General features: G+C 33.3%; 26 protein-coding genes and 1 tRNA gene. 11 read left to right on the top strand and 16 right to left on the bottom strand.

The features are described 5' to 3' along the window. Positions 1–4: 4 nt before the first annotated feature. The 4 genes from ES675_RS14415 to ES675_RS14400 form a co-directional block, all read right to left on the bottom strand. Complete coding sequence (locus ES675_RS14415; RefSeq protein WP_066255693.1) at positions 5–451, bottom strand: response regulator; 447 nt, start codon at positions 449–451, stop codon at positions 5–7. A 24-nt stretch (positions 452–475) separates the two neighbouring features. Continuing rightward, on the bottom strand, positions 476–1,018 hold the full coding sequence (locus tag ES675_RS14410; protein WP_066255615.1) for a helix-turn-helix domain-containing protein: 543 nt from the start codon (positions 1,016–1,018) through the stop codon (positions 476–478). A gap of 228 nt (positions 1,019–1,246) precedes the next feature. Beyond that, complete coding sequence (locus ES675_RS14405; RefSeq protein WP_066255618.1) at positions 1,247–1,888, bottom strand: NADPH-dependent F420 reductase; 642 nt, start codon at positions 1,886–1,888, stop codon at positions 1,247–1,249. A 30-nt stretch (positions 1,889–1,918) separates the two neighbouring features. Then, complete coding sequence (locus tag ES675_RS14400; RefSeq protein ID WP_066255625.1) at positions 1,919–2,527, bottom strand: nitroreductase family protein; 609 nt, start codon at positions 2,525–2,527, stop codon at positions 1,919–1,921. A 191-nt stretch (positions 2,528–2,718) separates the two neighbouring features. Here ES675_RS14400 and ES675_RS14395 point away from each other — a divergent pair, with 191 nt between their 5' ends. After that, a complete protein-coding gene (locus ES675_RS14395; protein ID WP_066255628.1) occupies positions 2,719–3,669 on the top strand; it encodes a lipid A deacylase LpxR family protein in 951 nt (316 codons plus the stop codon). On the opposite strand, the gene ES675_RS14390 is transcribed toward ES675_RS14395, so the two are convergent. Further along, complete coding sequence (locus ES675_RS14390; protein ID WP_066255631.1) at positions 3,666–4,688, bottom strand: AI-2E family transporter; 1,023 nt, start codon at positions 4,686–4,688, stop codon at positions 3,666–3,668. The genes ES675_RS14395 and ES675_RS14390 overlap by 4 nt on opposite strands. Before the next feature lie 504 nt (positions 4,689–5,192). Between ES675_RS14390 and ES675_RS14380 the strand changes: the two genes are divergently transcribed. Further along, complete coding sequence (locus ES675_RS14380; protein ID WP_066255634.1) at positions 5,193–5,378, top strand: CsbD family protein; 186 nt, start codon at positions 5,193–5,195, stop codon at positions 5,376–5,378. Positions 5,379–5,460: 82 nt separating this feature from the next. Here the strand turns inward: ES675_RS14380 and ES675_RS14375 are convergent, their stop codons facing one another. The 7 genes from ES675_RS14375 to ES675_RS14345 all read right to left on the bottom strand — a co-directional run bounded on the left by ES675_RS14375 (position 5,461) and on the right by ES675_RS14345 (position 9,397). Then, entirely contained in the window at positions 5,461–6,354 is an 894-nt protein-coding gene (locus tag ES675_RS14375; RefSeq protein WP_066255638.1) for a YihY/virulence factor BrkB family protein, read from the bottom strand. A gap of 114 nt (positions 6,355–6,468) precedes the next feature. Beyond that, positions 6,469–7,005 (bottom strand): lipid-binding SYLF domain-containing protein, encoded by a 537-nt coding sequence (locus tag ES675_RS14370; RefSeq protein WP_066255644.1) that lies wholly within the window; start codon positions 7,003–7,005, stop codon positions 6,469–6,471. Between the two features lie 164 nt (positions 7,006–7,169). After that, positions 7,170–7,370: a DUF6327 family protein gene (locus tag ES675_RS14365; protein ID WP_066255648.1), complete on the bottom strand. Its 201-nt coding sequence runs from the start codon at positions 7,368–7,370 to the stop codon at positions 7,170–7,172. A 3-nt stretch (positions 7,371–7,373) separates the two neighbouring features. Continuing rightward, positions 7,374–7,724, bottom strand: a complete 351-nt coding sequence (locus ES675_RS14360; protein WP_066255653.1) for a phage holin family protein — start codon at positions 7,722–7,724, stop codon at positions 7,374–7,376. A gap of 5 nt (positions 7,725–7,729) precedes the next feature. Further along, a complete protein-coding gene (locus ES675_RS14355) occupies positions 7,730–8,059 on the bottom strand; it encodes a YtxH domain-containing protein (RefSeq protein ID WP_066255656.1) in 330 nt (109 codons plus the stop codon). Between the two features lie 240 nt (positions 8,060–8,299). Further along, positions 8,300–8,728, bottom strand: coding sequence for an FKBP-type peptidyl-prolyl cis-trans isomerase (locus ES675_RS14350; protein ID WP_066255660.1), 429 nt, complete (start codon positions 8,726–8,728; stop codon positions 8,300–8,302). A 591-nt stretch (positions 8,729–9,319) separates the two neighbouring features. Continuing rightward, positions 9,320–9,397: transfer RNA gene (locus tag ES675_RS14345), tRNA-Pro, on the bottom strand. Positions 9,398–9,515: 118 nt separating this feature from the next. On the opposite strand from ES675_RS14345, the gene ES675_RS14340 reads away from it, so the two are divergent. The 9 genes from ES675_RS14340 (at position 9,516) to ES675_RS14300 (ending at position 18,408) form a co-directional block, all read left to right on the top strand. Continuing rightward, entirely contained in the window at positions 9,516–10,625 is a 1,110-nt protein-coding gene (locus tag ES675_RS14340) for a PQQ-dependent sugar dehydrogenase (protein WP_066255665.1), read from the top strand. 90 nt (positions 10,626–10,715) lie between these two features. Further along, a complete protein-coding gene (gene udk, locus ES675_RS14335; RefSeq protein WP_066255669.1) occupies positions 10,716–11,324 on the top strand; it encodes a uridine kinase in 609 nt (202 codons plus the stop codon). Then, positions 11,324–11,650, top strand: a complete 327-nt coding sequence (locus tag ES675_RS14330; protein ID WP_066255673.1) for an FtsB family cell division protein — start codon at positions 11,324–11,326, stop codon at positions 11,648–11,650. Before udk ends, ES675_RS14330 begins: the two co-directional genes overlap by 1 nt. Then, the gene (locus tag ES675_RS14325; protein WP_066255676.1) at positions 11,643–13,013 is read left to right on the top strand and encodes a methylmalonyl-CoA mutase subunit beta; all 1,371 of its coding nucleotides are present in this window, start codon (positions 11,643–11,645) and stop codon (positions 13,011–13,013) included. Before ES675_RS14330 ends, ES675_RS14325 begins: the two co-directional genes overlap by 8 nt. A gap of 61 nt (positions 13,014–13,074) precedes the next feature. Further along, positions 13,075–15,198 (top strand): methylmalonyl-CoA mutase, encoded by a 2,124-nt coding sequence (gene scpA, locus ES675_RS14320; protein ID WP_066255678.1) that lies wholly within the window; start codon positions 13,075–13,077, stop codon positions 15,196–15,198. Between the two features lie 111 nt (positions 15,199–15,309). Further along, positions 15,310–15,744, top strand: a complete 435-nt coding sequence (locus tag ES675_RS14315; protein ID WP_066255684.1) for an RrF2 family transcriptional regulator — start codon at positions 15,310–15,312, stop codon at positions 15,742–15,744. A 72-nt stretch (positions 15,745–15,816) separates the two neighbouring features. Further along, complete coding sequence (gene ric / locus ES675_RS14310; protein ID WP_066255687.1) at positions 15,817–16,554, top strand: iron-sulfur cluster repair di-iron protein; 738 nt, start codon at positions 15,817–15,819, stop codon at positions 16,552–16,554. Between the two features lie 209 nt (positions 16,555–16,763). Beyond that, positions 16,764–17,966, top strand: coding sequence for a hypothetical protein (locus tag ES675_RS14305; protein ID WP_148367526.1), 1,203 nt, complete (start codon positions 16,764–16,766; stop codon positions 17,964–17,966). Continuing rightward, positions 17,947–18,408, top strand: coding sequence for a cation-binding protein (locus ES675_RS14300; protein ID WP_066255906.1), 462 nt, complete (start codon positions 17,947–17,949; stop codon positions 18,406–18,408). Before ES675_RS14305 ends, ES675_RS14300 begins: the two co-directional genes overlap by 20 nt. A gap of 40 nt (positions 18,409–18,448) precedes the next feature. On the opposite strand, the gene ES675_RS14295 is transcribed toward ES675_RS14300, so the two are convergent. Genes ES675_RS14295 through nirK form a run of 4 tightly spaced genes read right to left on the bottom strand, consistent with a single transcriptional unit; the run spans position 18,449 to position 22,732 of the window. Beyond that, positions 18,449–19,714, bottom strand: coding sequence for an alginate export family protein (locus tag ES675_RS14295; protein ID WP_066255903.1), 1,266 nt, complete (start codon positions 19,712–19,714; stop codon positions 18,449–18,451). 53 nt (positions 19,715–19,767) lie between these two features. Then, positions 19,768–20,484: an SCO family protein gene (locus tag ES675_RS14290; RefSeq protein ID WP_066255900.1), complete on the bottom strand. Its 717-nt coding sequence runs from the start codon at positions 20,482–20,484 to the stop codon at positions 19,768–19,770. 1 nt (position 20,485) lies between these two features. Continuing rightward, the gene (locus tag ES675_RS14285) at positions 20,486–21,262 is read right to left on the bottom strand and encodes a formylglycine-generating enzyme family protein (RefSeq protein WP_066255897.1); all 777 of its coding nucleotides are present in this window, start codon (positions 21,260–21,262) and stop codon (positions 20,486–20,488) included. A 6-nt stretch (positions 21,263–21,268) separates the two neighbouring features. Beyond that, positions 21,269–22,732: a copper-containing nitrite reductase gene (gene nirK / locus ES675_RS14280; RefSeq protein ID WP_066255894.1), complete on the bottom strand. Its 1,464-nt coding sequence runs from the start codon at positions 22,730–22,732 to the stop codon at positions 21,269–21,271. Positions 22,733–22,808: the final 76 nt, after the last annotated feature.

The raw sequence follows: 22,808 nt of genomic DNA, 5'->3' as shown, positions 1-22,808 counted from the left end.
ATTGTTAGATACGGAAGAGAAAAGTATCTTTATTCAAATTGGAGGTATGATATTGCCAATTGAGTTGTAAGACTTTTTCGACCACTTCTCGCAATTTACTAAAGTTATTGGGCTTATTTACATAAATATTTGCTCCATTTAAAAAAGTATCTTCAATATCTTTCTCTGATGAAGATGTAGAATAAATAGCCACACATAAATCTTTTAATTTGGGATTATTCCTAATTTCAATTAAACATTGCTTGCCATTTTTTATTGGCATATTTAAATCTAGAAAAATCAAATTTGGCAAAACAACATTTGGCAAAATTAAATAATCCATGAGCTCTTGCCCATGATTAAATAAAGATAATTTGGTGCGCATATCAATTTCTTCAATGGCTTCACTAAACAACATTCTGTCATCCTCGTCATCATCTGCTAATACAATATTTAATAGCATGTCATTCATTCCATTCATTTTATTAAGTGATACTTATAGATTTCTATTTTTCATAATCCGCTGAAAACCACTTGGTGTTAAACCCGTTGTTTTTTTAAACTGACCTGATAAATGGGCCACACTACTATAGTCTAACTGATAGGCTATTTCTGTTAAGGTTAAATTGGTATTACAAATACGCTCTTTAACTAAATCCACCTTTTTTAGAATCATATAATTTTCTATGGATGTGTAGGTGCTTTCAGAGAAAACTGTTGACAAATGCGCATACGAATAATTTAAGGTGTCTGATAAATAGCTAGACACTTTTAACGTTCGCAAATCATTGTTTTTAAGCATCTCATCAATAGTATGCTTAATGCGTTCCACCAATGTTTCCTTTTGATTTGATAAAATTTGAATACCGTATTTTTTTAAAGCGACTTCTAAAGCTGATCGCTTTTCCGTGTCTAAATCTTTATGAATTTTAATTTCACCAATACTGGTAATAGTATGCGAAATATGAAGCGCATCTAATTGTACTTTTATTACGGTTTTACAAACCAAGTCTAAATCGTATTTTACAAAAAGTGTCATGATAAATTGAAACCTATTCTTTAAATTTTTTCCTTATAAAGGTAGACGTATTTACTGAAATAAATTCTCGCAAATGACAAATATTTACTAATATACTGACAGTCAATATTCAATTAATACTTTAATCTTCCTAAAGTACTATATTTAAACGAGTTTCTTATAAATTAAATTTTCACAATAAAAAAGAGACAATAAATCGCCTCTTATCATAAAATATTTCAATTTACATTAAGCTGATCGCGATGCGTTTACTAAATATTGTAAGTCTTCTCGTGATAAGGATTTACCATAAATAGCTTGATCTGGATCCATAATACTAGTATCGCTTAAGCTCCCAACATACAAGGGTTCAAAACCTATATCCTGAATAAGTTGTCTTGCTACTAATTTGCTTTCTTCATCTTGAGCTGCAAAAGGAATAGCAATTTTATCAACATCATTAAAAGCATAGTTTTGTAAATCTTCTGCCTTAATAGTATTAAACGCCTTAATAGTTTTTGCTGTATTGAACTTCATGGCTGTATATTCTGTAGCATTATAATTTGCATTTCGTACGTCTTGTGCTATATTTCCATCGCGTTCTGGATAGGGGTTAGTAGCATCTATAATAACTTTATCTCCATACTCACCGGCATAAACTTCTGCTAGTTCATCAATAGCTTCAAAAGGTGTTGCCAATAAATATACGTCAGCATTAGCCTCAAAAGCACTGGCAACGCTAACAGCTTTAACATGTCCTTCACTTTCTTGAACTAAAGGTTGAAGATTTTCCGGATGCCTGGAACTAAACAAAACTTCATGCCCAGCTTTAGCCCAATATTTCCCTAAATTCCCACCTATATTACCGCTTCCTATAATTCCTATTTTCATGATATTTTAATTTTTTTTTACTATTACTATTTATTTCTCTTCCCACATGCCATTAAAAGCAAAGCTTTCTTGAGGCTTTCTCCTGCGTTTATCTAATTCTTGTTTTTGTAAATCCTCTGGTAACGCATCTAACTCACCACCATAATAGCCTAAAGCTATTGCCGTAGCAACATGATATCCGCTAGGAACCTTAAATTGTTTGTGTGCTTCTTGCCAATTAATACCAGCCATATGGTGCATACCAATACCTAAATATTGTGCTTGCAAGGTCATATTTCCTAAACTTAATCCCAAATCGTGTAGTGCATGAAAGTTTTCATTTCCATCATTATTAGTTTCCTTGTATGCTGCTAGCATTAAAAGTGGCGCGTTACTTGCCCAGGTTTTATTAAAATCGCTTAAACAGTCAATAATTTTCTGATAAGCTTTCGTTCCTTGTACCGCATAAATAAATCGCCATGGTTGTAAATTATTGGAACTTGCAGACCAACGGACGGCTTCAAACAGCTGACCTAAATGTCGGTTGTTAATTAATTCATTTTTAAAAACCCGCGGACTATAACGTTGCTTTAATAAAGCAAATATTTCAAAATCTGTTTCTGCTATATTTTCTAATTGTATTTGATTTGATGATTTCATATAGCTTAAATTTTTAAGGTTCTTATTACCGTTGCAAAATATTCATTTATAGTCGAAGTATTTGCCGTTATCCCCCAAAAAATTAATGCAATAAAAATAAAAAAACAGAAATTTTATTGCGTTAATAAAAATTTTAATTGAGAAGAAAACAGAGTTAATTTCAGGTATCTTTGCATTTTTAAAACTCAAAAATGATTAAATTTAGCCTTCTTACGTTAGTATTATTGTTGCATGTTTCAGTATTTGCCCAAGAGACTAAAACGTATAATAACGAAATAGAAATAGTAACAGATAACGACTTTTTTGTTATTTACAATACTTCTGATAGAAACTACACCTACGGCATCAGTGGTAGATATAGATGGAAAACCAATAATACTAATTATTTAGGATCATTGTTTAAGGAAAAACAAGGTCATTCCTATATGGCTGGCATTAATATTGAAGCTTACACACCCAATTATCTTGATGATGACACGAAAGATGACGAAATTATTGAAAGACCTTACGCTGGTTGGAGCTATGCTGAATTTCAAACAAATTATATTTTTAATAAATCGTATTTTCGTTTTGGTTTAGAAATGGGAGTTTTAGGAAAAGCATCACAGGCTGGCGTTATCCAAAATTATTTTCATGAACATATATCGAGAGATGAACCCATTGACTGGAGTGATCAAATACCAAATCAATTTGGTTTAAATTTTACCGGTAGCTATGCCCATGAAATATATAGTACTGGCTTTTTGGACACGTTTGCATCCGTTGATGCGTCATTAGGAAATATTCACACCTATGTTTGGCCAAAATTAAATTTTAGATTAGGAAAACTCAATAACATAAATGCATCCGTTGGCAGTAAAAATGGTCTATTTTCTAATAATGAACATGCGGAATGGTTTTTTGACTATGGTGTAGGTTATAAAATATCATTTTACAATGCCACAATACAAGGAAATATTTTCAACACCAATTTAGCCAAACCGGAAACACAGATAAATCATTATATTTTTACCTCACATGCAGGTGTCCAATATTCCTTTAAACGTTTTGCGGCCACATTTTCCATGCAATTTAATACAGGCGAATTTGATAGAACTAAAAATCATTCTTTTGGAAGCTTAAAAATATTATACAGATTTTAAAGTGCGTTTTCTTTTTGATTCGCATATTCCTTTTTATAAATACGAATGATTACTAAAGCCAAACTAATTAATAAGGGGCCAAAAATTAAACCTATAAAACCGAATAATGGAATCCCTATTATAACACCAATTAAAGTGATTAATGGATGAACATCATCTAATTTCCGAAGCACGAATAAACGAATTAAATTATCGGTAGATCCAACAACCACAATACCATAAATAAGGATTCCCCAAGCCTCAAATGTGTTACCACTTGCCATAGTAATGATAAAAACAGGGAGTGTCCCTAACATATTACCTACAAAAGGCACCATAGAACCTATAGTTACAATTACGGCCCAGAAAAAAGGCGATTCTATACCGAAAATTAAAAACCCTATTAAAGCCACAATACCTTGAGCTATAGCCACTAAAGGAATTCCCAGTGCATTCGCTCTTACCATAGCATGCATTTCATTACCAACTATCTTTAAATTATCCCGGTTTATTGGAATGTAATCCATTAAGGATTCACGTAGTTGCTTCCTATTTGTAAACATGTAGAAAAGCATAAAGTACATTATGGAAATAGCAATAACCGTATTAAAGGTGCTTCCAGCAAAACTTTGAAGATTATCAGATAACCAACCTGAAATGGCCGATGCATCTATTTGAGACGTTAAATCATACCCAAAACGAGTTTCAATTTCTGTCAATTGGGTTTTAACAATTTTAGTTACGCGTTCGGAGTTTTCAACAGCTCTGCTAATTTTATTACCTAACATGACTGCCGCTCCTGCAATGGGTAATAATATGGTGAAAAATGACATCAGCATAAGCGTTATGGCTGCTAGATTAGGACTCCAACCTCGTTTAACCAGTTTTGTCATTGTTTTTCTTAATAAAACATAAATGGTAATGGCCCCTAATACACCTGAAAGATAGGGTGTGATTTCTCGAAAAATCAAAATAGAGACAAGTAATATCAGCATCAATAAGAATAACTGACGGATAACTTTTGGTGGAATAATATTCATACTTATAATTTGCTTAGTTAATAATTAACTTTAATAAATATAGGTTTTAATTGTTTTGTAAGGCTTTTATTAATTCGGATTTATTCATTTTGTGCGTCTAACAGTATCAACATTTTGTACTTGACTATAAAACTCTTGTTTTGTCCAATATTCATTAGGTTTTGCTTGCCCTCCTTTTTTCCTGAATAAGCCGAATTGGCTATTCTTGCTAATTTTTATTTACTATAACCTGTATCACGTAAGGCCTCATATTGTGCTTCATTATTTATGCTTGGGATATCCATGGTTAGGTTTGTATGTAATTATCTAACTTTAATTACTTCCATCAAATATGCAAGATTGCTTTTTAAATCATTAACACTATCCAATAAAAAATGAATGCCAATAAATGTAAAAATGAAAATTTATTGCTGCCATTTTTTTATTAATTGAGTTCATAATTGCTCTCTGTCAAACGTATCTTTATCAAACAATTAAAATGAATATTAACTTAAATTTTAAATCATGAATAAGGATCAATTAGAAGGAAAATGGAAACAAGTAAAAGGTGAGTTTAAACAAAAGTATGGTAAACTTACGGATGACGATGTAACTTACGCCGAAGGAAAATTCGACGAAATGGTTGGAAAACTTCAAGAAAAAACGGGTAAAACCAAAGAAGATATTGAAAAAGAAATTAAAGAGTGGTAGTCACTAATTAAGTATTAACCATTCATGAAAATATCCCTAAATATTAATTTAGGGATATTTTTTTGCTTCTTTAATACTGTTTTTATTCAACTTTTGAACTTGCCTTAATTCCAAATCCATACCTTTCGGCATATACCCATGTAAACTGCGCTCCAAAAAATAGAATTAAACATGAGTAGGATACCCATAGTAAAATAAGCACAATGGTTCCTGCTGCTCCATACGTTGATCCAGGATTTGCCTGACCGAAATATAAGCCTAAAAGGAACTTTCCTAAAACAAATAAAACCGAAGTAATTAAAGCACCAATCCATACGGTTTTCCATTTTATTTTTGCATCCGGTAAAAATTTAAATATGAGTGCAAAGAGTAAGGTTATCACACCAATTGACACTAGAAAATCAAATATAAAAGCAATATAAACTACAAGGTCTGGGAATAACCCTTGGATATAATCATTTAATGCTGATATGATTGCCGTAACTAAAAAACTAATAAGCATTAAAAAGCCAATAGCTAAAATAAAGGCAAAACTACGTGCACGATCTAAAATCATTTTCCAAATCCCCAGGCTGTTTTCTGAACCTATTTTCCAAATTTGATTAATAGATATCTGTAAATGATAAAAAACACCTGTTGCACCAAAAATTAAAGTACCAATCCCCAAAATGGTTGCCAAAGTACTTTTTTCATTGTTTTGTGTTTCTACCATCATGGCTTGTATGGATTCAGCAGCATCACTACCTAAAGCTCTTGAAATTTCATTAGTTAATTGACCTTGGACAATTTCAACCCCCCAAAAATAGCCTACTAAATTTATAATAATTACTAAAAGTCCTGGCAAAGATAAAACGGCATAATATGCTACAACCGCACTTAATCTAAACGGTTCATTAGCATCCCACGCTTTATAAGTATCCACTATAAGCGATGGCAAATGTTTTAATTTAAATTTTTCACTATTTTTTTGGTTCATTTTTTTGGAATAAAAAAGTTAGTAAAAGCATAACACCTAAATTTAGCTCTTTTAATTGATTGAAAAAAGGTTGACTTAAAAGCCAACCTTTTTTAATAACTTGGTCTTACTCAATTACATTTTAAATTTGTGATAACTAAATTTTTGACCAACAACTGAAATGTCAGCCATTAATCCTGCTTTAGGCATGGTTAATACTATAACACCATCGCTATAATTTGTGTTTTGAGAAACGCCTTTATCAACGGCAACAGCTGAAGCTTCGGCTCCAAATTCAAAATTTCCTTCTTTAAATTCAGCTAATGCTTCATCGGTTTCAAAGAAAACAACCTCAACAATAGCTTGACCTCCAGCTTTTAATCCGACACTTAGTTCTTTTAAATCTGCCATACCAACAGCTTTGCCATTTTCATAAACAACGCCATTTCCACTAGCTCCACCTACTATTAAACCACCTTTGCCAACATTTGGAAAAATAACATAACCTGATGCATTTTTAAAGAATTTTTCAAAACCAGCATCTTTCTCCATAATCATGGTTTTAGCGTGCTCTGCATCTTTCATTATTTTTTTGTCCTTGTCATTTTGTGCAGTCGTGCCAACGGTTATAAAAAGGAGGCATGCTGCCATAATTGTTTTTAAAGTTTTCATAATTTTATGTTTTAATTATTAATACTCAAACTTAATTATATACTAGCACTATTAATGACACAATACGTAAAATCCTTATCGTAAATAGTTTAGAATTATAATTTATGGCATAAAAAAAATCCATATTCATAATATGGATTTTTTTAATTTGTAGTATTCTAATATTATTTTAAGAAACGCTTCATTACCATATACAAACCATATTTTCCAGCCACATTAAGCAGCGTATTAATCCAATTTGATGGTTTTAAATCTTCTTTAAATTCTGTTTTAAGAAGTTTCATTTCCTCAAAAGCTATTTTACGTTCTAAATCTAATCGTTTCAGGTCAGATTCAATATCTGTAAAAGATTGGTAGTTTTTCATAGTTTATGAATCAAAAAATTTGGAAGAAAGACTCTTAATAATAACTTTATTAATGGCTGCTCGTTTTAAATATATAATTCCTGTTACAAGTAAAAACACACCGGCAACTATTAAATATCCCAGTGCTAAATCTCCCAGCCATTCACCAATAGCTAAAGCTAATGCAAAAGCAAGAAACAACAAACCTATACCGAGTAGCCCACCTATAACCAAGGCTTTAGCAACCATACTTATGGAAACTGTTATTTGTTGAAAAATCTTGAGCTTGAAATACTCTTGAGATTTTTCAACATATGTTTCTCCAGCATCGGTCATTTTGCTGGTAGTTTCATTTAAAGATTCGAAAATATTCATCTACATTATGATTTTTGGAACTTCTTATTTTTAGCTTTTAAGTCACTTAATTTTTGTTCTAAACTGGTAATAACATCTTCCGTTTTATGACTTACGTCACTTACTATAGATTCCAATTGCTGATCAAAATCCGCTTTCTTATGTGTAACGGTATTGGATACTTTATCTCGTAAGTCATGAGCTGTTTCACTCATTTTATCACGTGCATGTCCAGCTTCATCTGCAATTCGTTGTCTTGTATTTGATCCCTTATCTGGAGCAAATAAAATACCTAATGTTACGCCAATGGCTGTTCCTGCTAATATTCCTAATATTGTATTACTTTCTTTTCCCATGATATTTATATGTTTATTTTATTAAATTAAATTTCAGTTTTTAAATCTTAATTCATTAAAGACTAACGATTCTAATTTAATGAATTTTCAGCATATATGACTACTTGCGCAATAGATTTATTATGTTATAATATAGAATATTATAATAACTGATTTAATAGGGAATAAGTTAATTCTTAAAACGCAAAAAGCTTGAGTGAACCTCAAGCTTTTTTAGTATACAAATATTAAAAATTATGTTTACTTAATAGATACTAACTCTAATTCAAAAGTTAAATCTTGACCAGCTAATGGATGATTGCCATCAACTACAATATGATCGTCGTTTACTGCGGCTACACGAAATTGGTGTTCAGTTCCATCAGGATTTTTAGAGGCAAGACCCATTCCTACTTCAGGCTTGATATCTTGCGGTAACTGATCTTTCTTTACTTCATGAAACAATTCTTTTTGAACGTCTCCGTAAGCTTCAGTTTTTTCTATTACGACTGTTTTTTTATCGCTAACTTTCATTTCTAAAACTGCCTTTTCAAAACCTGGAATTAGCATACCTTGACCAAGTGTGAATTCTAATGGCTCTCTATCTGCAGAACTATCAAAAACTTGACCACTACTTAATTTTCCTGTGTAATGAACTTGTACAGTATCATTTTCTTTTACATGACTCATAAAAAATATGTTTAATTTAAATTTAAATTCGTGCAAAACTAACAATTATTAGTCGGAATACCATAGCAGCTCAACGTCTTATCAAAATATTAACGTTTAGTTTGTTATGAAAGTGGTATGAAATAGAGATTACCTTTTAAACTAATGGTAATTTAATTTTAGATCTGAATTAGTTTTATTTACTATTTTTTAATGATTACCTCCAATTTATATATAAAACAAGATATATATCCCAAATTACTGTCATTGCTGAAAAAGCCATTTCTTTCGTTCGTCTAAAAATGAAAATGAAAAAATATATTATTGATTAGCGGCGCTGATCCTGAAGTGGATTCGTTGCTCAATTAAGCCTAAACTGCTAGCGCAGTTAACGACTTTTTTTATGCCATTTCTTTCGTTCGTTTAAAAATGAAAATGAAAAAATATATTATTGATTAGCGGCGCTGATCCTGAAGTGGATTCGTTGCTCAATTAAGCCTAAACTGCTAGCGCAGTTAACGACTTTTTTTATGCCATTACTTTCGTTCGTCTAACGACGACGATGTAATTGCATAAAAAAAGCCTAAAATCCATTCAGATTTTAGGCTTTATTGGTCGGGGTGGCAGGATTCGAACCTGCGACCTCCGCGTCCCAAACGCGGCGCGATAACCGGGCTACGCTACACCCCGAATTGGTTATCTTTTCAGCTTTAAAATAAACATTTCAAAACCGAGGTGCAAATATATAGCTTTTCTTTAGAACCATGCAACAAATATTTTTTAAATTTATAGTTAAAATATAGATATCATGAAATCACGTTTTTACATATTAACTTTAATTCTTTCAATGAGCATTTTTGCGTGTGCTCAAGATAAAAACCCAACAAATACCAATCATTCGCATCAAGTGGTTGTTCCAGATTTAAAAAATCCTTGGGGCTTTGTATTCTTACCTGATAACTCCATGCTGATTACAGAAAAATCGGGAGCGCTTATTCATTTCAAAAATGGCAAGAAAACACGAATCACGGGGCTTCCTGAAATACATGTTTATGGACAAGGTGGTTTAATGGATATTACGCTTCACCCAGATTATAAATCTAATGGATGGATATATTTCTCTTATGCTTCCGCGGAAGGTGATGACAAAGGTGGAAATACCGCTATTGCACGCGCAAAACTGAACAACAATTCATTAATTAATTTTCAGGTACTATACAAGGCGTCTCCTAACACAAAAGCAGGTCAGCACTTCGGTTCACGAATTGTAATTGATACCGATAACTTTTTATTTTTCTCCATTGGCGATCGTGGTGATCGGGATGTCAATCCACAGGACTTGACTAAAGATGGCGGAAAAATCTATCGCTTACATGATGATGGCTCTATTCCTAAAGACAACCCTTTTTTAACTTCGCCTAATGCCAAAAAAGCCATATATTCTTATGGACATCGTAATCCGCAAGGCATGACAATTCATCCAGAAACAAAAGCTATTTGGATTCATGAACATGGTCCAAAAGGTGGTGATGAAATTAATATTGTACAAGCTGGCAACAATTATGGTTGGCCAAAAGTTACGTATGGTGTAAACTATTCCGGAACTGAAATTACAAATAAAACAACCTTACCTGGTATGACGGCACCTATCCACTATTGGGATCCTTCCATTGCACCAAGTGGCATGGCATTTATTACCAGTACCGTATATCCAGATTGGAAAGGGAATCTTTTAGTTGGTTCTTTAAAATTTCAATACCTAGATTTGTGTTATCTCAAAGGCGAAAAGGTTATAAAAGAAGAACGCCTGTTAGATGGCTTAGGTCGTGTGAGGTCAGTTGTACAAGGTCCAGATGGTTACATTTATGTTGGTATTGAAAATCTTGGAATTGTGAAAATTCTACCTAAAAAAGAGTAAATCAAACATCAGTAACGAAGTTTAAATAAATGAACCAATAAATTCCATACTAAATAACTAAATTTGTACCCATAACTAAAAAAATAATTCATGCTTATTATTGGTATTGCTGGTGGTACTGGCTGTGGTAAAACAACCGTTGTAAATCAGATTCTGGATCAACTTCCAGAAGGTGAAGTTGGTGTAATTTCGCAAGATTCTTATTATAAAGATACGACACATTTATCGTATGACGAACGTATAAAAATCAATTTTGACCATCCACGCTCCATCGATTTTGAATTATTAGAATCGCATTTAAAAGAATTAAAGAAAGGAAATGATATTCAGCAACCTGTTTATTCGTTTATAAAACACAATCGCACTGGTGATATAATACTTACACACCCAAGAAAAGTGATGATTGTTGAAGGTATTTTAATACTAACAAATCCGGAATTACGAGATATGTTTGATATTAAAATATTTGTTCATGCAGATAGTGATGAGCGCTTAATTCGCCGATTAAAACGCGATATTTCAGAACGTGGTCGGGATTTAGATGAAGTTTTAAGCCGTTATCAAAATACGCTTAAACCCATGCATCAACAGTTTATTGAGCCTATGAAAGAGTATGCTGATATTATTATACCAAACAATAAATACAACACCGTTGCTGTGGATATTGTTAAAACTATTATCAATCAACGTTTAGTATAATGGCAAAACTAAATCGCAAATATTTAAAACCTTTTAAAAATATTTTCATCCTAATAGTTGTAGTATTTGCTGTATGGATGATTTTCTTTGATGCCAATTCCTATTTAATTCACAGGGAATTAAATACGGAAATTGATGAGCTTGAAACTGAAAAAGAGTACTATAACAAGGAAATTGAAAAGGATAAAAAAGCCATTAAAGAATTGAGTAGCGAATTAGGTGTTGAAAAATTAGCACGCGAAAAATACTATATGAAGAAAGCCAATGAAGAAATCTTTATAATTGAATATGAAGATAGTATTCCAAAAGAAAATAAAAATGACTAAACCTTTATTTAGCATGTTTCCTGAAGTATCTTCCAAAGAATGGAAACAAAAAATACAATCTGATTTAAAAGGTGCCGATTATAACGAAACACTTATTTGGCAATCTAATGAAGGTATTAATGTGAAACCATTTTACCATCAAGATACGTTAGAAAATGTTTCAACCAAAGCAATTTCAAATACGCCTTGGAATATTTGTCAGACCATTTTTGTACAACAAATTGAAGTAGCGAATGGCATTGCCGTTTCTGCTTTAAAAAATGGTGCTGAAAGCATTAAATTCATTATTCCAGATGATACCGTTTCTGTAGATAAACTCTTAAAAAGTATTGACTTAAAAAAAACAACTATTTATTTTAAGTTACAGTTTTTATCGGAATCCTTTGCTGAAAAAATCACCAATTTAGGCGTTAATAATCAAGCCATCATTCAAACAGATATTATTGGAAATCTAGCTCGAACTGGAAATTGGTTTTCTAATTTGAATGCGGATCATGAAGCTTTTAGGAGCATCGTAAAACGTACAAATACGGTTACTATTGATACCACCTTATATCAGAATGCTGGTGCTAATATGGTGCAGCAATTAGCCTATGCTTTGGCGCACACCAATGAATACTTTAATCATTTAAATGAGCAGTTTTCAGTATCAGAAAAACAAACATTTAAAACGGTTTTTCAAATAGCAGTTGGTTCAAATTACTTTTTTGAAATAGCTAAAATTCGTGCCTTACGCGTTTTATATCAAGCGTTGGCAGCTGACTATGGCTTCAATACAACCTGCCATATTTTTGCAGTTCCAACCAAACGCAACAAAACCATTTACGATTATAACACCAACATGCTCCGTACAACCACGGAATGTATGAGTGCTATTTTAGGTGGTGCCAATACTATTTGCAATATGCCATATGATGCTATTTATCATAAAAATAATGAATTTGGAGATCGTATTGCACGTAATCAACTTTTGATTTTAAAGCATGAAAGTTATTTTGATCAAGTTAAAAACCCTTCTGAAGGTTCTTATTACATTGAAACATTAACAGATCAATTAGCTGAAAAAGGATTGGAACTCTTTAAAGATATTGAATCAAATGGCGGCTTTTTAAAGCAGTTAAAAGAAGGCATCATTCAACGTAAAATAAAGGAAAGTGCCAACAAAGAACAATCTCAATTTGATGCAGGGAAAATCACCTTACTTGGAACAAATAAACATCCAAATAAAGCCGATAAAATGGCAGATGAATTGGAATTGTTTCCCTTTGTTAAAACACAGGCAAGAAAAACACTTATTGCCCCTATAATTGAACGACGATTAGCCGAAAACTTGGAACAAGATCGTCTGCAAACGGAACAATAACCTATAACTATTAGAGGCAAATTTGCAAAGTGACATCGCATCCATTAAACAATCTATTATTATGAGTCGGAAAAACATTCAACATATTCAATTAAAATCAACAGATACTCAAACAGTAAATGATTCTTTTGACACCTTTAATTCTGCTGAAGATATTGTTATAAAATCTGTTTATTCAAAAGCAGATGTCGCCAATTTAGAACACCTTAATTTTGCGGCTGGTATTACACCAAATCTTCGTGGACCTTATAGCACCATGTATGTTAGAAGACCTTGGACCATTAGACAATATGCAGGATTTTCAACAGCTGAAGATAGTAATGCATTTTACAGACGAAATCTAGCTGCTGGACAGAAAGGCTTATCAGTTGCATTCGATTTAGCAACACATCGTGGTTATGATTCCGATCATGATCGTGTGGTTGGCGATGTTGGTAAGGCTGGTGTTGCCATTGATTCTGTTGAGGATATGAAAATTCTTTTCGATGAAATTCCGTTGGATAAAATGAGTGTTTCCATGACCATGAATGGTGCCGTTTTACCTATTATGGCTTTTTATATTGTAGCCGCAGAAGAGCAAGGCGTGAAACCAGAACTTTTAGCGGGAACAATTCAAAATGATATTCTAAAGGAATTTATGGTGCGAAACACCTATATCTATCCACCAACACCTTCCATGAAAATCATTTCGGATATTTTTGAATATACGAGTAAAAATATGCCGAAGTTTAATAGCATCAGTATTTCGGGTTATCACATGCAAGAAGCTGGTGCCACTTGTGATATTGAATTGGCTTACACCCTAGCCGACGGACTGGAATACGTTAAAAAAGGAATAGCCGCAGGTATGGATATTGATACGTTTGCTCCACGTCTATCATTTTTCTGGGCAATTGGCATGAACCATTTTATGGAAATTGCAAAAATGCGAGCAGCGCGAATGCTTTGGGCCAAACTGATAAAACCATTCAATCCTAAAAATGAAAAATCGCTAGCTTTACGAACGCATTGTCAAACTTCGGGTTGGAGTTTAACTGAACAAGATCCGTTTAATAATGTAGCACGAACTACTATTGAAGCGGCGGCGGCGGCTTTTGGAGGCACACAAAGTTTACATACAAACGCTTTAGATGAAGCTATTGCCTTGCCAACTGATTTTTCAGCACGAATTGCCAGAAATACACAAATCTATTTACAAGAAGAAACGCAAATAACGAAAACGGTCGATCCGTGGGCTGGGAGTTATTATGTAGAAAAGTTGACGCAGGATATAGCCGAAAAAGCTTGGGAACTCATTGAAGAGGTTGAAGAATTAGGTGGTATGACCAAGGCTATTGAAGCTGGAATTCCAAAACTCCGTATTGAGGAAGCTGCTGCCAGAAAACAGGCACGTATAGATTCCAATCAAGATATTATAGTAGGTGTCAATAAATATCGATTAGCAGAAGAAGCACCAATTACCACTCTGGAAGTGGATAACCAAACGGTTAGGAAATCACAAATTGAACGCTTAAACGCTATTAAAGCAACAAGAGATTCTAATAAGGTGCAACAAGCATTAGCTAATTTAACAACAGCTGCAAAATCAAATCAAGATAATTTATTAGCTTTAGCTGTTGAAGCAGCTCGAGAACGTGCAACACTAGGAGAAATTAGTGATGCGCTAGAAGTTGCCTTCGGTCGATATAAAGCACAAATTAAATCCTTTTCAGGCGTGTATAGTAAAGAAATTAAAGATGATGAATCTTTCAAAAAAGCCAAAGAATTAGCAGATAAATTTGCCGAACAAGATGGCAGACGTCCGCGAATTATGATTGCTAAAATGGGACAAGATGGTCATGATCGTGGCGCGAAAGTGGTTGCTACTGGTTATGCTGATGTTGGTTTTGATGTGGACATTGGCCCACTTTTTCAAACGCCCCAAGAAGCCGCAAAACAAGCTGTTGAAAACGATGTACATATATTAGGTGTGTCATCTCTAGCTGCTGGTCATAAAACTTTGGTTCCCCAAGTTATTGATGCGCTTAAGGCGTATGGCCGCGAAGATATTATGGTTATTGTTGGTGGTGTCATTCCAAAACAAGATTATCAATATTTATTTGATGCTGGTGCTGTAGCCGTTTTTGGCCCAGGAACAAAAATTAGTGAAGCGGCTATTCAAATTTTAGAAATTTTGATAGATTAACGTTTACCATAAATACTTACTTACACGTCAATTTACAAAATATAATTTTTAATTCGGATAAATTTGTCTGAATTAAAAATATGTTATATATTTGTCCCATAAAACAAAACTATGTTTTCTAAAGCTTGTGAATACGGCATCAAAGCCTCCATTTTTATCGCCTTAAACTCCTACCAAGAAAAGCGGGTGAGTTTAAAAGAGATTGCTAAAGAAATTGCTTCACCAGAAGCGTTTACAGCAAAAATTTTACAAGATTTAGCTAGACATAACATCATTAACTCCGTAAAAGGAGCGCATGGTGGTTTTGAAATTGTAAAATCGCAAATTTCGAGTATTAAATTAGAAGAAATTGTTCGTGCAATTGATGGGGATAAAATTTATAACGGTTGCGGATTAGGCCTGCACACCTGCGATGAAAACCATCCATGTCCTGTACATGATAAGTTTAAAGATATACGAAATGATTTGAAAGTCATGTTGGAAACAACGAATTTGGAAGAACTAGCATTAGACATCAAATCAGGTGCAACCTTTTTAAAAATTTAAATAACACAAATAAGTAAACGTAAAAAAAATTTAATTATAAATAGGATAAATTTATCCGAAATAAGTAACAATATGGAAACATTACATAAAAACATGAGCAAACCGATTGGCGAATTTGTAGCCGATGATTTTAGAACAGCTGCTGTATTCAGTAACTATGGAATAGATTTTTGTTGCAAAGGACACAGAACTGTAGAAGAAGTTTGTAATAAAAATGGCGTAAATCCAGATGAACTTTTAAGTAAACTTGATGCTGTTTTAGATTCCAAAGGCAATAGTGCCATAGATTACAAATCATGGCCATTAGATTTACTTGCAGAATATATTGAGAAAACACACCATAGATATGTGGAAGAAAAAATTCCCGTACTACGTCAGTTTTTAGATAAATTATGTAAAGTGCATGGTGGAAATCACCCGGAATTATTTAAAATTAATGAACTCTTTACTGGTTGTGCTGGCGAACTTTCAGCGCACATGAAAAAAGAAGAATTAATACTATTTCCATTCATCAAAAAAATGGTAAAAGCAACTTTGGCCGGACAAGCTATTGAAGCGCCACATTTTGGAACCGTTGAAAATCCAATTGCCATGATGATGGAAGAACATGAAAACGAAGGTGAACGCTTTAGAAAAATTGCTCTTATAACTAACAATTATACACCACCTGCAGATGCATGCAATACATATAAAGTAACATTTGCCATGTTAGACGAATTTGAAAAAGACTTACACCTACACATTCATTTAGAAAATAACATTTTATTCCCTGAAGCCGCCAAATTAGAGCAGCGCTTTTTCCAAGAGTAAATTAATAGCAATTGTTATTTTCAATAACTGGAAGTTAATACCTTTTTAACTTCCAGTTTAATTTAAAAATTAGTAATTAATAGTTTGTTTACTGATACACTTCTCCTGTCTATTTTATAAATAAGTATTTTATTAGAGGGAATATTTATTGTAAGTTATGGTTTCAACAAGAGAAGTGTTTTTTTTTATCTATTCTAACGTTTTAATGCATGCCAAAAAATCCGGTTCTTACCTGTCTATTTAATTTTTTAATAGCAGCACTCATGGGTTTGACGTTGCGCTATTTTTACCTGAATCCCATAGCTATCAATTATAGGTTTCTTACGCATGCACATTCTCATGTTGCCATGTTAGGTTGGGCCTACTTAATGCTTTATTGCTTTTATGTTCACTATTTTGTACCAGAACAAAAACCAATTTATTCCAAACTTTTTTGGCTGACCCAAATTGCAGTTATTGGCATGATGATTAGTTTTCCGTTTCAAGGATATGCTGCTATTTCAATAAGCTTTTCAACGTTACATATTTTTTGTAGTTATTATTTTGTGTATCGGATTTGGAATGACTTACAGATAGAAAACAGCTTTGTAAAACAATTGGTTAAGGCATCCTTGCTTTTTATGGTTATTTCTACCATTGGTGTTTGGTGTTTAGGGCCTGCTGTAAGTTTATTAGGTCAAGCATCGGCTTTTTATCAAATAGCTATTCAGTTCTTTTTAAACTTTCAATTTAATGGCTGGTTTCTATTTGCTGTTTTAGCAATTGCTTGTCATCAGTTAAACATTCAACCATCAGAAAACGCAAAAGCATTCTTTAAATATCTTGTTTTAGCTACCGTTTTAACCTTTGCCTTACCTATACAATGGTTTGCAAGTCACCCACTACTCTATTGGATTAACGGATTAGGGATCCTGTTACAATTAGTTTCACTTTTCTATTTCATAAAAATTATAAAACGTAAATTTCAAACGTTTAAGGCCGAAACATCTCTGCTAGTTATACGTATGTATCAGTTTTCGTTAGGCTGTTTTATCATTAAAACTATCTTACAAACCCTATCTATAATTCCGCAATTTTCTTCGGAACTATTTGAGCATCATAATTTTATTATTGGCTTTATTCACTTGACTATGTTAGGTGTTATTAGTGGATTTTTATTTGCATTTTTATTACAATCTAAAACTATACTGCCAAGTAGTTTTATTTCCGTTGGCTTATCCTTATTTTTGCTGGGCTTTATTTTAACGGAAGCTATTTTATTTATTCAAGGCGCATTTTACTTTTTAGGTATCGGACTTTTGCCAAATTATTACAGCATTTTATTTGTTGTAAGTATCTTTCTACCAGTTAGTATTGCGCTTATTTTAATAAGTTATCTTAAACAAAAATCGTATGGAACCCAAACCACTTAAACGTCATAAAGCATTGCAACCATTAAGTCGTGAGCATCATCATGGCTTGTTATTATCATGGAAAATCAGGTCAGGTTTCAGTAAAAACGTTTCAGTAGAACGTATGAAAACCTATGCAGATTGGTTTTTTGAACATCATTTAATTCCACATTTTGAATTAGAGGAAGCTAAAATTTTTTCCATTTTAGATTCTCAAAATGAGTTGGTAAAAAAAGCGCTTGCAGATCATAGACGCTTAAAACGCTTATTTGCAGAAGATACCAGTTTAGACAAATCATTGAGTAAAATTGAAGAAGAATTGGAACAGCACATTCGTTTTGAAGAGCGTATCTTATTCCCTGAAATACAGAAAGTAGCAACTGAAGAACAACTTCAGCATATAGCAAAAATTCACCAGCCAGAATCTTTTGAAGATAACATAACTGATGAATTTTGGAAATAAACGAATAGGCAACAAAAACTAGTATCCGAACATAGTGCTGCTATTCGTTAATCTTAAAACTTGTTTTAAATAAACTAGGTTTTATGGTAATCATAGCCCAAGCCCAATTAGTTGTTGCATTGGCATTTCCACCTTTTAAAACGGCCATGGTTTCTGTTGCAAACATTTGCGAATACCCTGCTTGAAAACTCACGTCTTTAGTCCATTTATAGGTTAATGCTAAATCTATTTCTGTTCCTAGATAAGCATCCATATCTTCGTTTAATGAATTAGTTACTGTTGCCGCAGACGAAAACATATGCGGAATAACAGAAACTGAAAATTTGTTTTTAGTATAGGTTATATTGGCGTAAACATCAACCAACCCAACGGAATTGATGTGATTTCCGACGTAAAAATAATCCATCCATCCATTAAATTTATGATTTGTTCCATACCAAGGATTAAAGGAATTGATATCAGAATTTGTAGTATCCATATCGGTTCCTGAAAGATATTCCACTCCTAGTCCTGGTTTTAAACCGTTTTTAAAAGTGTAAGATCCATTAATAGATGCGTTGTAAGCTCGAACTGGTTGGTCAGCAATTTTTCCCGTCTGAAAATATAGGGATGCTTCTGCGTTAAATGGACTTTTAGCCAATTTAGCATACGCACCAAATGTTTGGTTGTAATCTACTTCTTGCTTCCCATTTTTTATAAAAGCTAATCCGTTATTAAGTGCTAAAAAACTTAAATCAACAGGTGACAATTTCGTGTGATACCAAATATATTGTAAAGATTTGTAATTGTTTAAAGCGTAATTGGTTTCAAAAAGACTTTCAGAAGTCGCATTTAGTGCTAAACCCAATTCAAAATGATTATTGGTATTAGGTTTATAAATAGCTAATAAAGCGTCGTGACTTCTTGCTTGTTGTGCCCAACCTACGGCTCCAAAAATCCGTTGATCGTCATAAGAAATTTCTTGACGACCCAGTTTTAAAGTAAATTCAGGCGTTAATAATAATTCTGCCCAAGCTTCATGAATGGATGTGCCATTAGCATCTGTTGTATTTAAAGTAGGAACATCTCCCCAAACACGAACATCTTGAATGCTTAAATACACATTAATTTTTTCACTCCCATATCCCAAATTTAGTCGGGTACGCTGGGATACAAACGAAGCCGCATCCAATGAATCTACTGTCAGCGTTTTATATCCATTACGATATTCAAAACGTGGCCTAATTTCTGCTGAAATTTCGAAATTTTGGGCAAAAAGGGTCTGGCTCATGACTCCGAAGAGCATGATAATTAGTAGTTTTTTCATGATATTATTAGTTTACTTTCGCATGCCAATTTGCATGCATGAGGATCTTTATGTTATGGTGTTAATTCTAAAATAGTTGCAATAGTTTCTTTATTATCTACTCCCAAACCTTCTTGCTGATGCATTAATTCGCCTTGAGCATTAAACACAGAAATGATATTGGAGTGCGAAAAATCTATAGGTGAAATCTCCTTATACTTTACAGATAGGACATTGGCAAACTCTCTTACACCACTTTCTGTACCTTGTAAAAATGTCCAATGTTCAGCATCCACAGCGTTTTCTATGGCAAAATCTTTTAAGCGTTCTGGTGTATCGATTGTAGGGTCTATACTTACTAATATAAATTGAAGATCCTCCAAACGCTCTTTAGGGATTTGTGCTTCAATATTCCGCATATCTGCTACCAATCTTGGACAAGCAGCTTTACAAGACGTATAAATCATGACCATGACCAGGGTTTTTCCTTTTAAATCTTCAAGCTGAATTTCTGTACCTTCTTCCGTATTCCATTTACTAGTCAGGTTGAAAATAGATTCATCTGAAATCTCTCCAGTAGCTTCCGTTTTTGATACTTTGTCCTCAACTAGCTGTAAATCCATTTTACAAATAGGACAACCAACGTTTTTATCATAGGTTTTATCGCCTTCACATTGCATAGGACACTGATAAACTTCAGTCAGTTGATCGGTGCTTTTCTTATCGGAATTACAACTTTGAAATGCAACAACGGTTAGCAAAACAACAATTATATATTTTAGTGTTTTCATTTTATTTCAATTTTTCGACATCTTGTACACAACGAAAACCTAGGTTTTTCATTGAGTTCTTTGCTTGTAAACTTCCTCTTATTGCATAACGCATAAAGGCGGCATAATTCATTAAGTCGGTTGCATTTATGGAAGCACTACCGCAAAACAAATTACTATCGGTATCACTATCTTTTCTAGATTCTCCAGTAATTAACACCGAATTAAAATCTAGAGTCCACTCCCAAACCAAACCATGTAAATCATAAACTCCCCAAATGTTTTTTGGACTTTCACCAATAATATATTCTTTACGAGGTGCTTCATACCAAGCTAAAATTCGTGCGTTATATTCGGGTTTAACTCTGGCGTCTTTGGTGGTTTCATCAGCCATAGCAGCATATTCCCATTCATCTACAGTTGGTAATCGTTTGTCTTGACATTCGCAATAGGCTTTTGCGGCAAACCATGATACATTTGTAATTGGGCTGTTGGGATTAACAAAATCATTCATTTTTAAATCTGATTCCCAATTAGTCAAGTAGCTTTTGTCTGCAAATAATCCTTTTACTTGCGACTTTCGCCATTTTAGATTATCGTTTAAAAACGCTTCATAGTCCTTAATACTAACGGGATACATATCCATTTTAAAATCGTTGACAGCAACTACTGTTGAGTCACGACCATACAATGGTAAATAGCGACTTCCTTCTATAAGAACCATATCTTTAGCTTGCCCAAACATAATAGATTGAAACACTAAACACATTAAAAGCAAGCTAAAGACTCTGGTTTTCATAATTAATTATTTTTTATTCTTTACTTTATTTACCATTTCTGTTGTAACAACCTCTTTATTGTTACCCCAACTATTATAAACGTAGGTTAATACATTGGCAACCTCTTCAGAAGAAATCATCTGTCTAGTCATAACACTATTATATGTATTTCCGTTTACAGTTATCTCACCACTTAAGCCATTCACTACAGCACTAATTGCACGATTTACATCAGCATTTAAGTAATCTGATTTCGCCAATGGAGGAAACGCATTAGGAATACCTTGACCTTCGCCTTGGTGACAAGCAAAACACGTTTGCATATATATTTGCTTACCAAATTCCATTTGCTCTTCAAATGATTTTGCTGGAATTTCCGATTCTACAATTTCATCTGTTGTAGGCATACTTTGAATACCAGGACCTTCTGGTAAATAAATACCTTCACGAATTTCACCTGAATAAATTTTCTTATTCTTTTCACCTTCAACATTCAGAATTCCTAAAGCACCTTTATTAAACGCTCTAAAAATAGAGTGATCTACTAAAACAAGTGATCCAGGTACATCTACACGGAATTCTACAATAGCAGCTCCACCAGCTGGAATAAGAGTTGTTTGTATATTTTCATTAATTAAGCCGCCACCTTCAACATATACTTTATCAAATATTTCTCCAATAACGTGGAATGATGATACTAGGTTTGGTCCACCATTACCAACATAAAGCCTTACGGTTTCTCCTACTTGAGCTGTAATAGCGTTATCACCTGTTAAACCATCAACACTTCCGTTAAACACAACATAATCGGCATTTTCATCAACAGCTTTTTGCATATCAAAAGGTTGTAATCCTCTTTCACCATTTTTTCCTTTGGTATAGAAATCACCTTGCATGATATAATACTCTTTATCTACTGGTGGTAAACCGCCTTCTGGTTCAACCAAAATTAGACCATACATACCATTTGCAATGTGCATTCCTACAGGTGCTGTAGCACAATGATAAACAAATAGTCCTGGGTTCAACGTTTTAAAAGAAAACGTCTTTTCAAAACCTGGTGCCACGAAAGAAGACTCTGCTCCTCCTCCAGGTCCCGTTACAGCATGTAAATCAATATTATGAGGTAGTTTATTGTCTGGGTGATTAGATAATGTAAACTCCACTTCATCACCTACTCGTGTTCTAATAAAACTTCCTGGCACAGAGCCTCCAAAAGTCCAATAATTGTATCTAACGCCATCTGTTAACTCACCTTCTTGCTCAAGGATTTCCATATTAACTTTGAGCTTTTTCGCTTTTCTTCTGCCAATTGGTGTTGGTACATGAGGTGGTGATGTCAATTCTGCCATCATTTCTTGACCCGCTGGAATATCTTCAGAATTTTCATACGTTGTTTTTTCTTTGTCCATACAACCTATAAAAAATATAGCAAAAGCCAACGATAATAGCATTGGGTAAACAGGTTTTTTAGTTTTGTTTGTTTTCATAGTTTTAAATAATTAATTAGTGTTTAAAAAATCAACTCGGATGAATCCATCCTAATTGTGTAACAAATGTAATCAT

Source organism: Algorimicrobium algoritergicola (assembly GCF_008086165.1).
Classification (GTDB): Bacteria; Bacteroidota; Bacteroidia; order Flavobacteriales; family Flavobacteriaceae; genus Algorimicrobium; species Algorimicrobium algoritergicola.
Note: the sequence above shows the minus strand (reverse complement) of the source record. Positions and strands in the feature narration are given on the sequence as shown.

What these genes read in the sequence shown, in the direction of transcription:
- ES675_RS14350 (WP_066255660.1), bottom strand. Translation starts at nt 8,728, where the DNA reads ATGAGTCATGTAAAAGAAAATGATACTGTACAAGTTCATTACACAGGA.
- ES675_RS14405 (WP_066255618.1), bottom strand. Translation starts at nt 1,888, where the DNA reads ATGAAAATAGGAATTATAGGAAGCGGTAATATAGGTGGGAATTTAGGG.
- ric (WP_066255687.1), top strand. Translation starts at nt 15,817, where the DNA reads ATGGAAACATTACATAAAAACATGAGCAAACCGATTGGCGAATTTGTA.
- scpA (WP_066255678.1), top strand. Translation starts at nt 13,075, where the DNA reads ATGAGTCGGAAAAACATTCAACATATTCAATTAAAATCAACAGATACT.
- ES675_RS14360 (WP_066255653.1), bottom strand. Translation starts at nt 7,724, where the DNA reads ATGAATATTTTCGAATCTTTAAATGAAACTACCAGCAAAATGACCGAT.
- ES675_RS14375 (WP_066255638.1), bottom strand. Translation starts at nt 6,354, where the DNA reads ATGAACCAAAAAAATAGTGAAAAATTTAAATTAAAACATTTGCCATCG.
- ES675_RS14390 (WP_066255631.1), bottom strand. Translation starts at nt 4,688, where the DNA reads ATGAATATTATTCCACCAAAAGTTATCCGTCAGTTATTCTTATTGATG.
- ES675_RS14355 (WP_066255656.1), bottom strand. Translation starts at nt 8,059, where the DNA reads ATGGGAAAAGAAAGTAATACAATATTAGGAATATTAGCAGGAACAGCC.
- udk (WP_066255669.1), top strand. Translation starts at nt 10,716, where the DNA reads ATGCTTATTATTGGTATTGCTGGTGGTACTGGCTGTGGTAAAACAACC.
- nirK (WP_066255894.1), bottom strand. Translation starts at nt 22,732, where the DNA reads ATGAAAACAAACAAAACTAAAAAACCTGTTTACCCAATGCTATTATCG.
- ES675_RS14285 (WP_066255897.1), bottom strand. Translation starts at nt 21,262, where the DNA reads ATGAAAACCAGAGTCTTTAGCTTGCTTTTAATGTGTTTAGTGTTTCAA.
- ES675_RS14415 (WP_066255693.1), bottom strand. Translation starts at nt 451, where the DNA reads ATGAATGACATGCTATTAAATATTGTATTAGCAGATGATGACGAGGAT.
- ES675_RS14340 (WP_066255665.1), top strand. Translation starts at nt 9,516, where the DNA reads ATGAAATCACGTTTTTACATATTAACTTTAATTCTTTCAATGAGCATT.
- ES675_RS14380 (WP_066255634.1), top strand. Translation starts at nt 5,193, where the DNA reads ATGAATAAGGATCAATTAGAAGGAAAATGGAAACAAGTAAAAGGTGAG.
- ES675_RS14330 (WP_066255673.1), top strand. Translation starts at nt 11,324, where the DNA reads ATGGCAAAACTAAATCGCAAATATTTAAAACCTTTTAAAAATATTTTC.
- ES675_RS14315 (WP_066255684.1), top strand. Translation starts at nt 15,310, where the DNA reads ATGTTTTCTAAAGCTTGTGAATACGGCATCAAAGCCTCCATTTTTATC.
- ES675_RS14395 (WP_066255628.1), top strand. Translation starts at nt 2,719, where the DNA reads ATGATTAAATTTAGCCTTCTTACGTTAGTATTATTGTTGCATGTTTCA.
- ES675_RS14305 (WP_148367526.1), top strand. Translation starts at nt 16,764, where the DNA reads ATGCCAAAAAATCCGGTTCTTACCTGTCTATTTAATTTTTTAATAGCA.
- ES675_RS14365 (WP_066255648.1), bottom strand. Translation starts at nt 7,370, where the DNA reads ATGAAAAACTACCAATCTTTTACAGATATTGAATCTGACCTGAAACGA.
- ES675_RS14295 (WP_066255903.1), bottom strand. Translation starts at nt 19,714, where the DNA reads ATGAAAAAACTACTAATTATCATGCTCTTCGGAGTCATGAGCCAGACC.
- ES675_RS14325 (WP_066255676.1), top strand. Translation starts at nt 11,643, where the DNA reads ATGACTAAACCTTTATTTAGCATGTTTCCTGAAGTATCTTCCAAAGAA.
- ES675_RS14290 (WP_066255900.1), bottom strand. Translation starts at nt 20,484, where the DNA reads ATGAAAACACTAAAATATATAATTGTTGTTTTGCTAACCGTTGTTGCA.
- ES675_RS14370 (WP_066255644.1), bottom strand. Translation starts at nt 7,005, where the DNA reads ATGAAAACTTTAAAAACAATTATGGCAGCATGCCTCCTTTTTATAACC.
- ES675_RS14400 (WP_066255625.1), bottom strand. Translation starts at nt 2,527, where the DNA reads ATGAAATCATCAAATCAAATACAATTAGAAAATATAGCAGAAACAGAT.
- ES675_RS14410 (WP_066255615.1), bottom strand. Translation starts at nt 1,018, where the DNA reads ATGACACTTTTTGTAAAATACGATTTAGACTTGGTTTGTAAAACCGTA.
- ES675_RS14300 (WP_066255906.1), top strand. Translation starts at nt 17,947, where the DNA reads ATGGAACCCAAACCACTTAAACGTCATAAAGCATTGCAACCATTAAGT.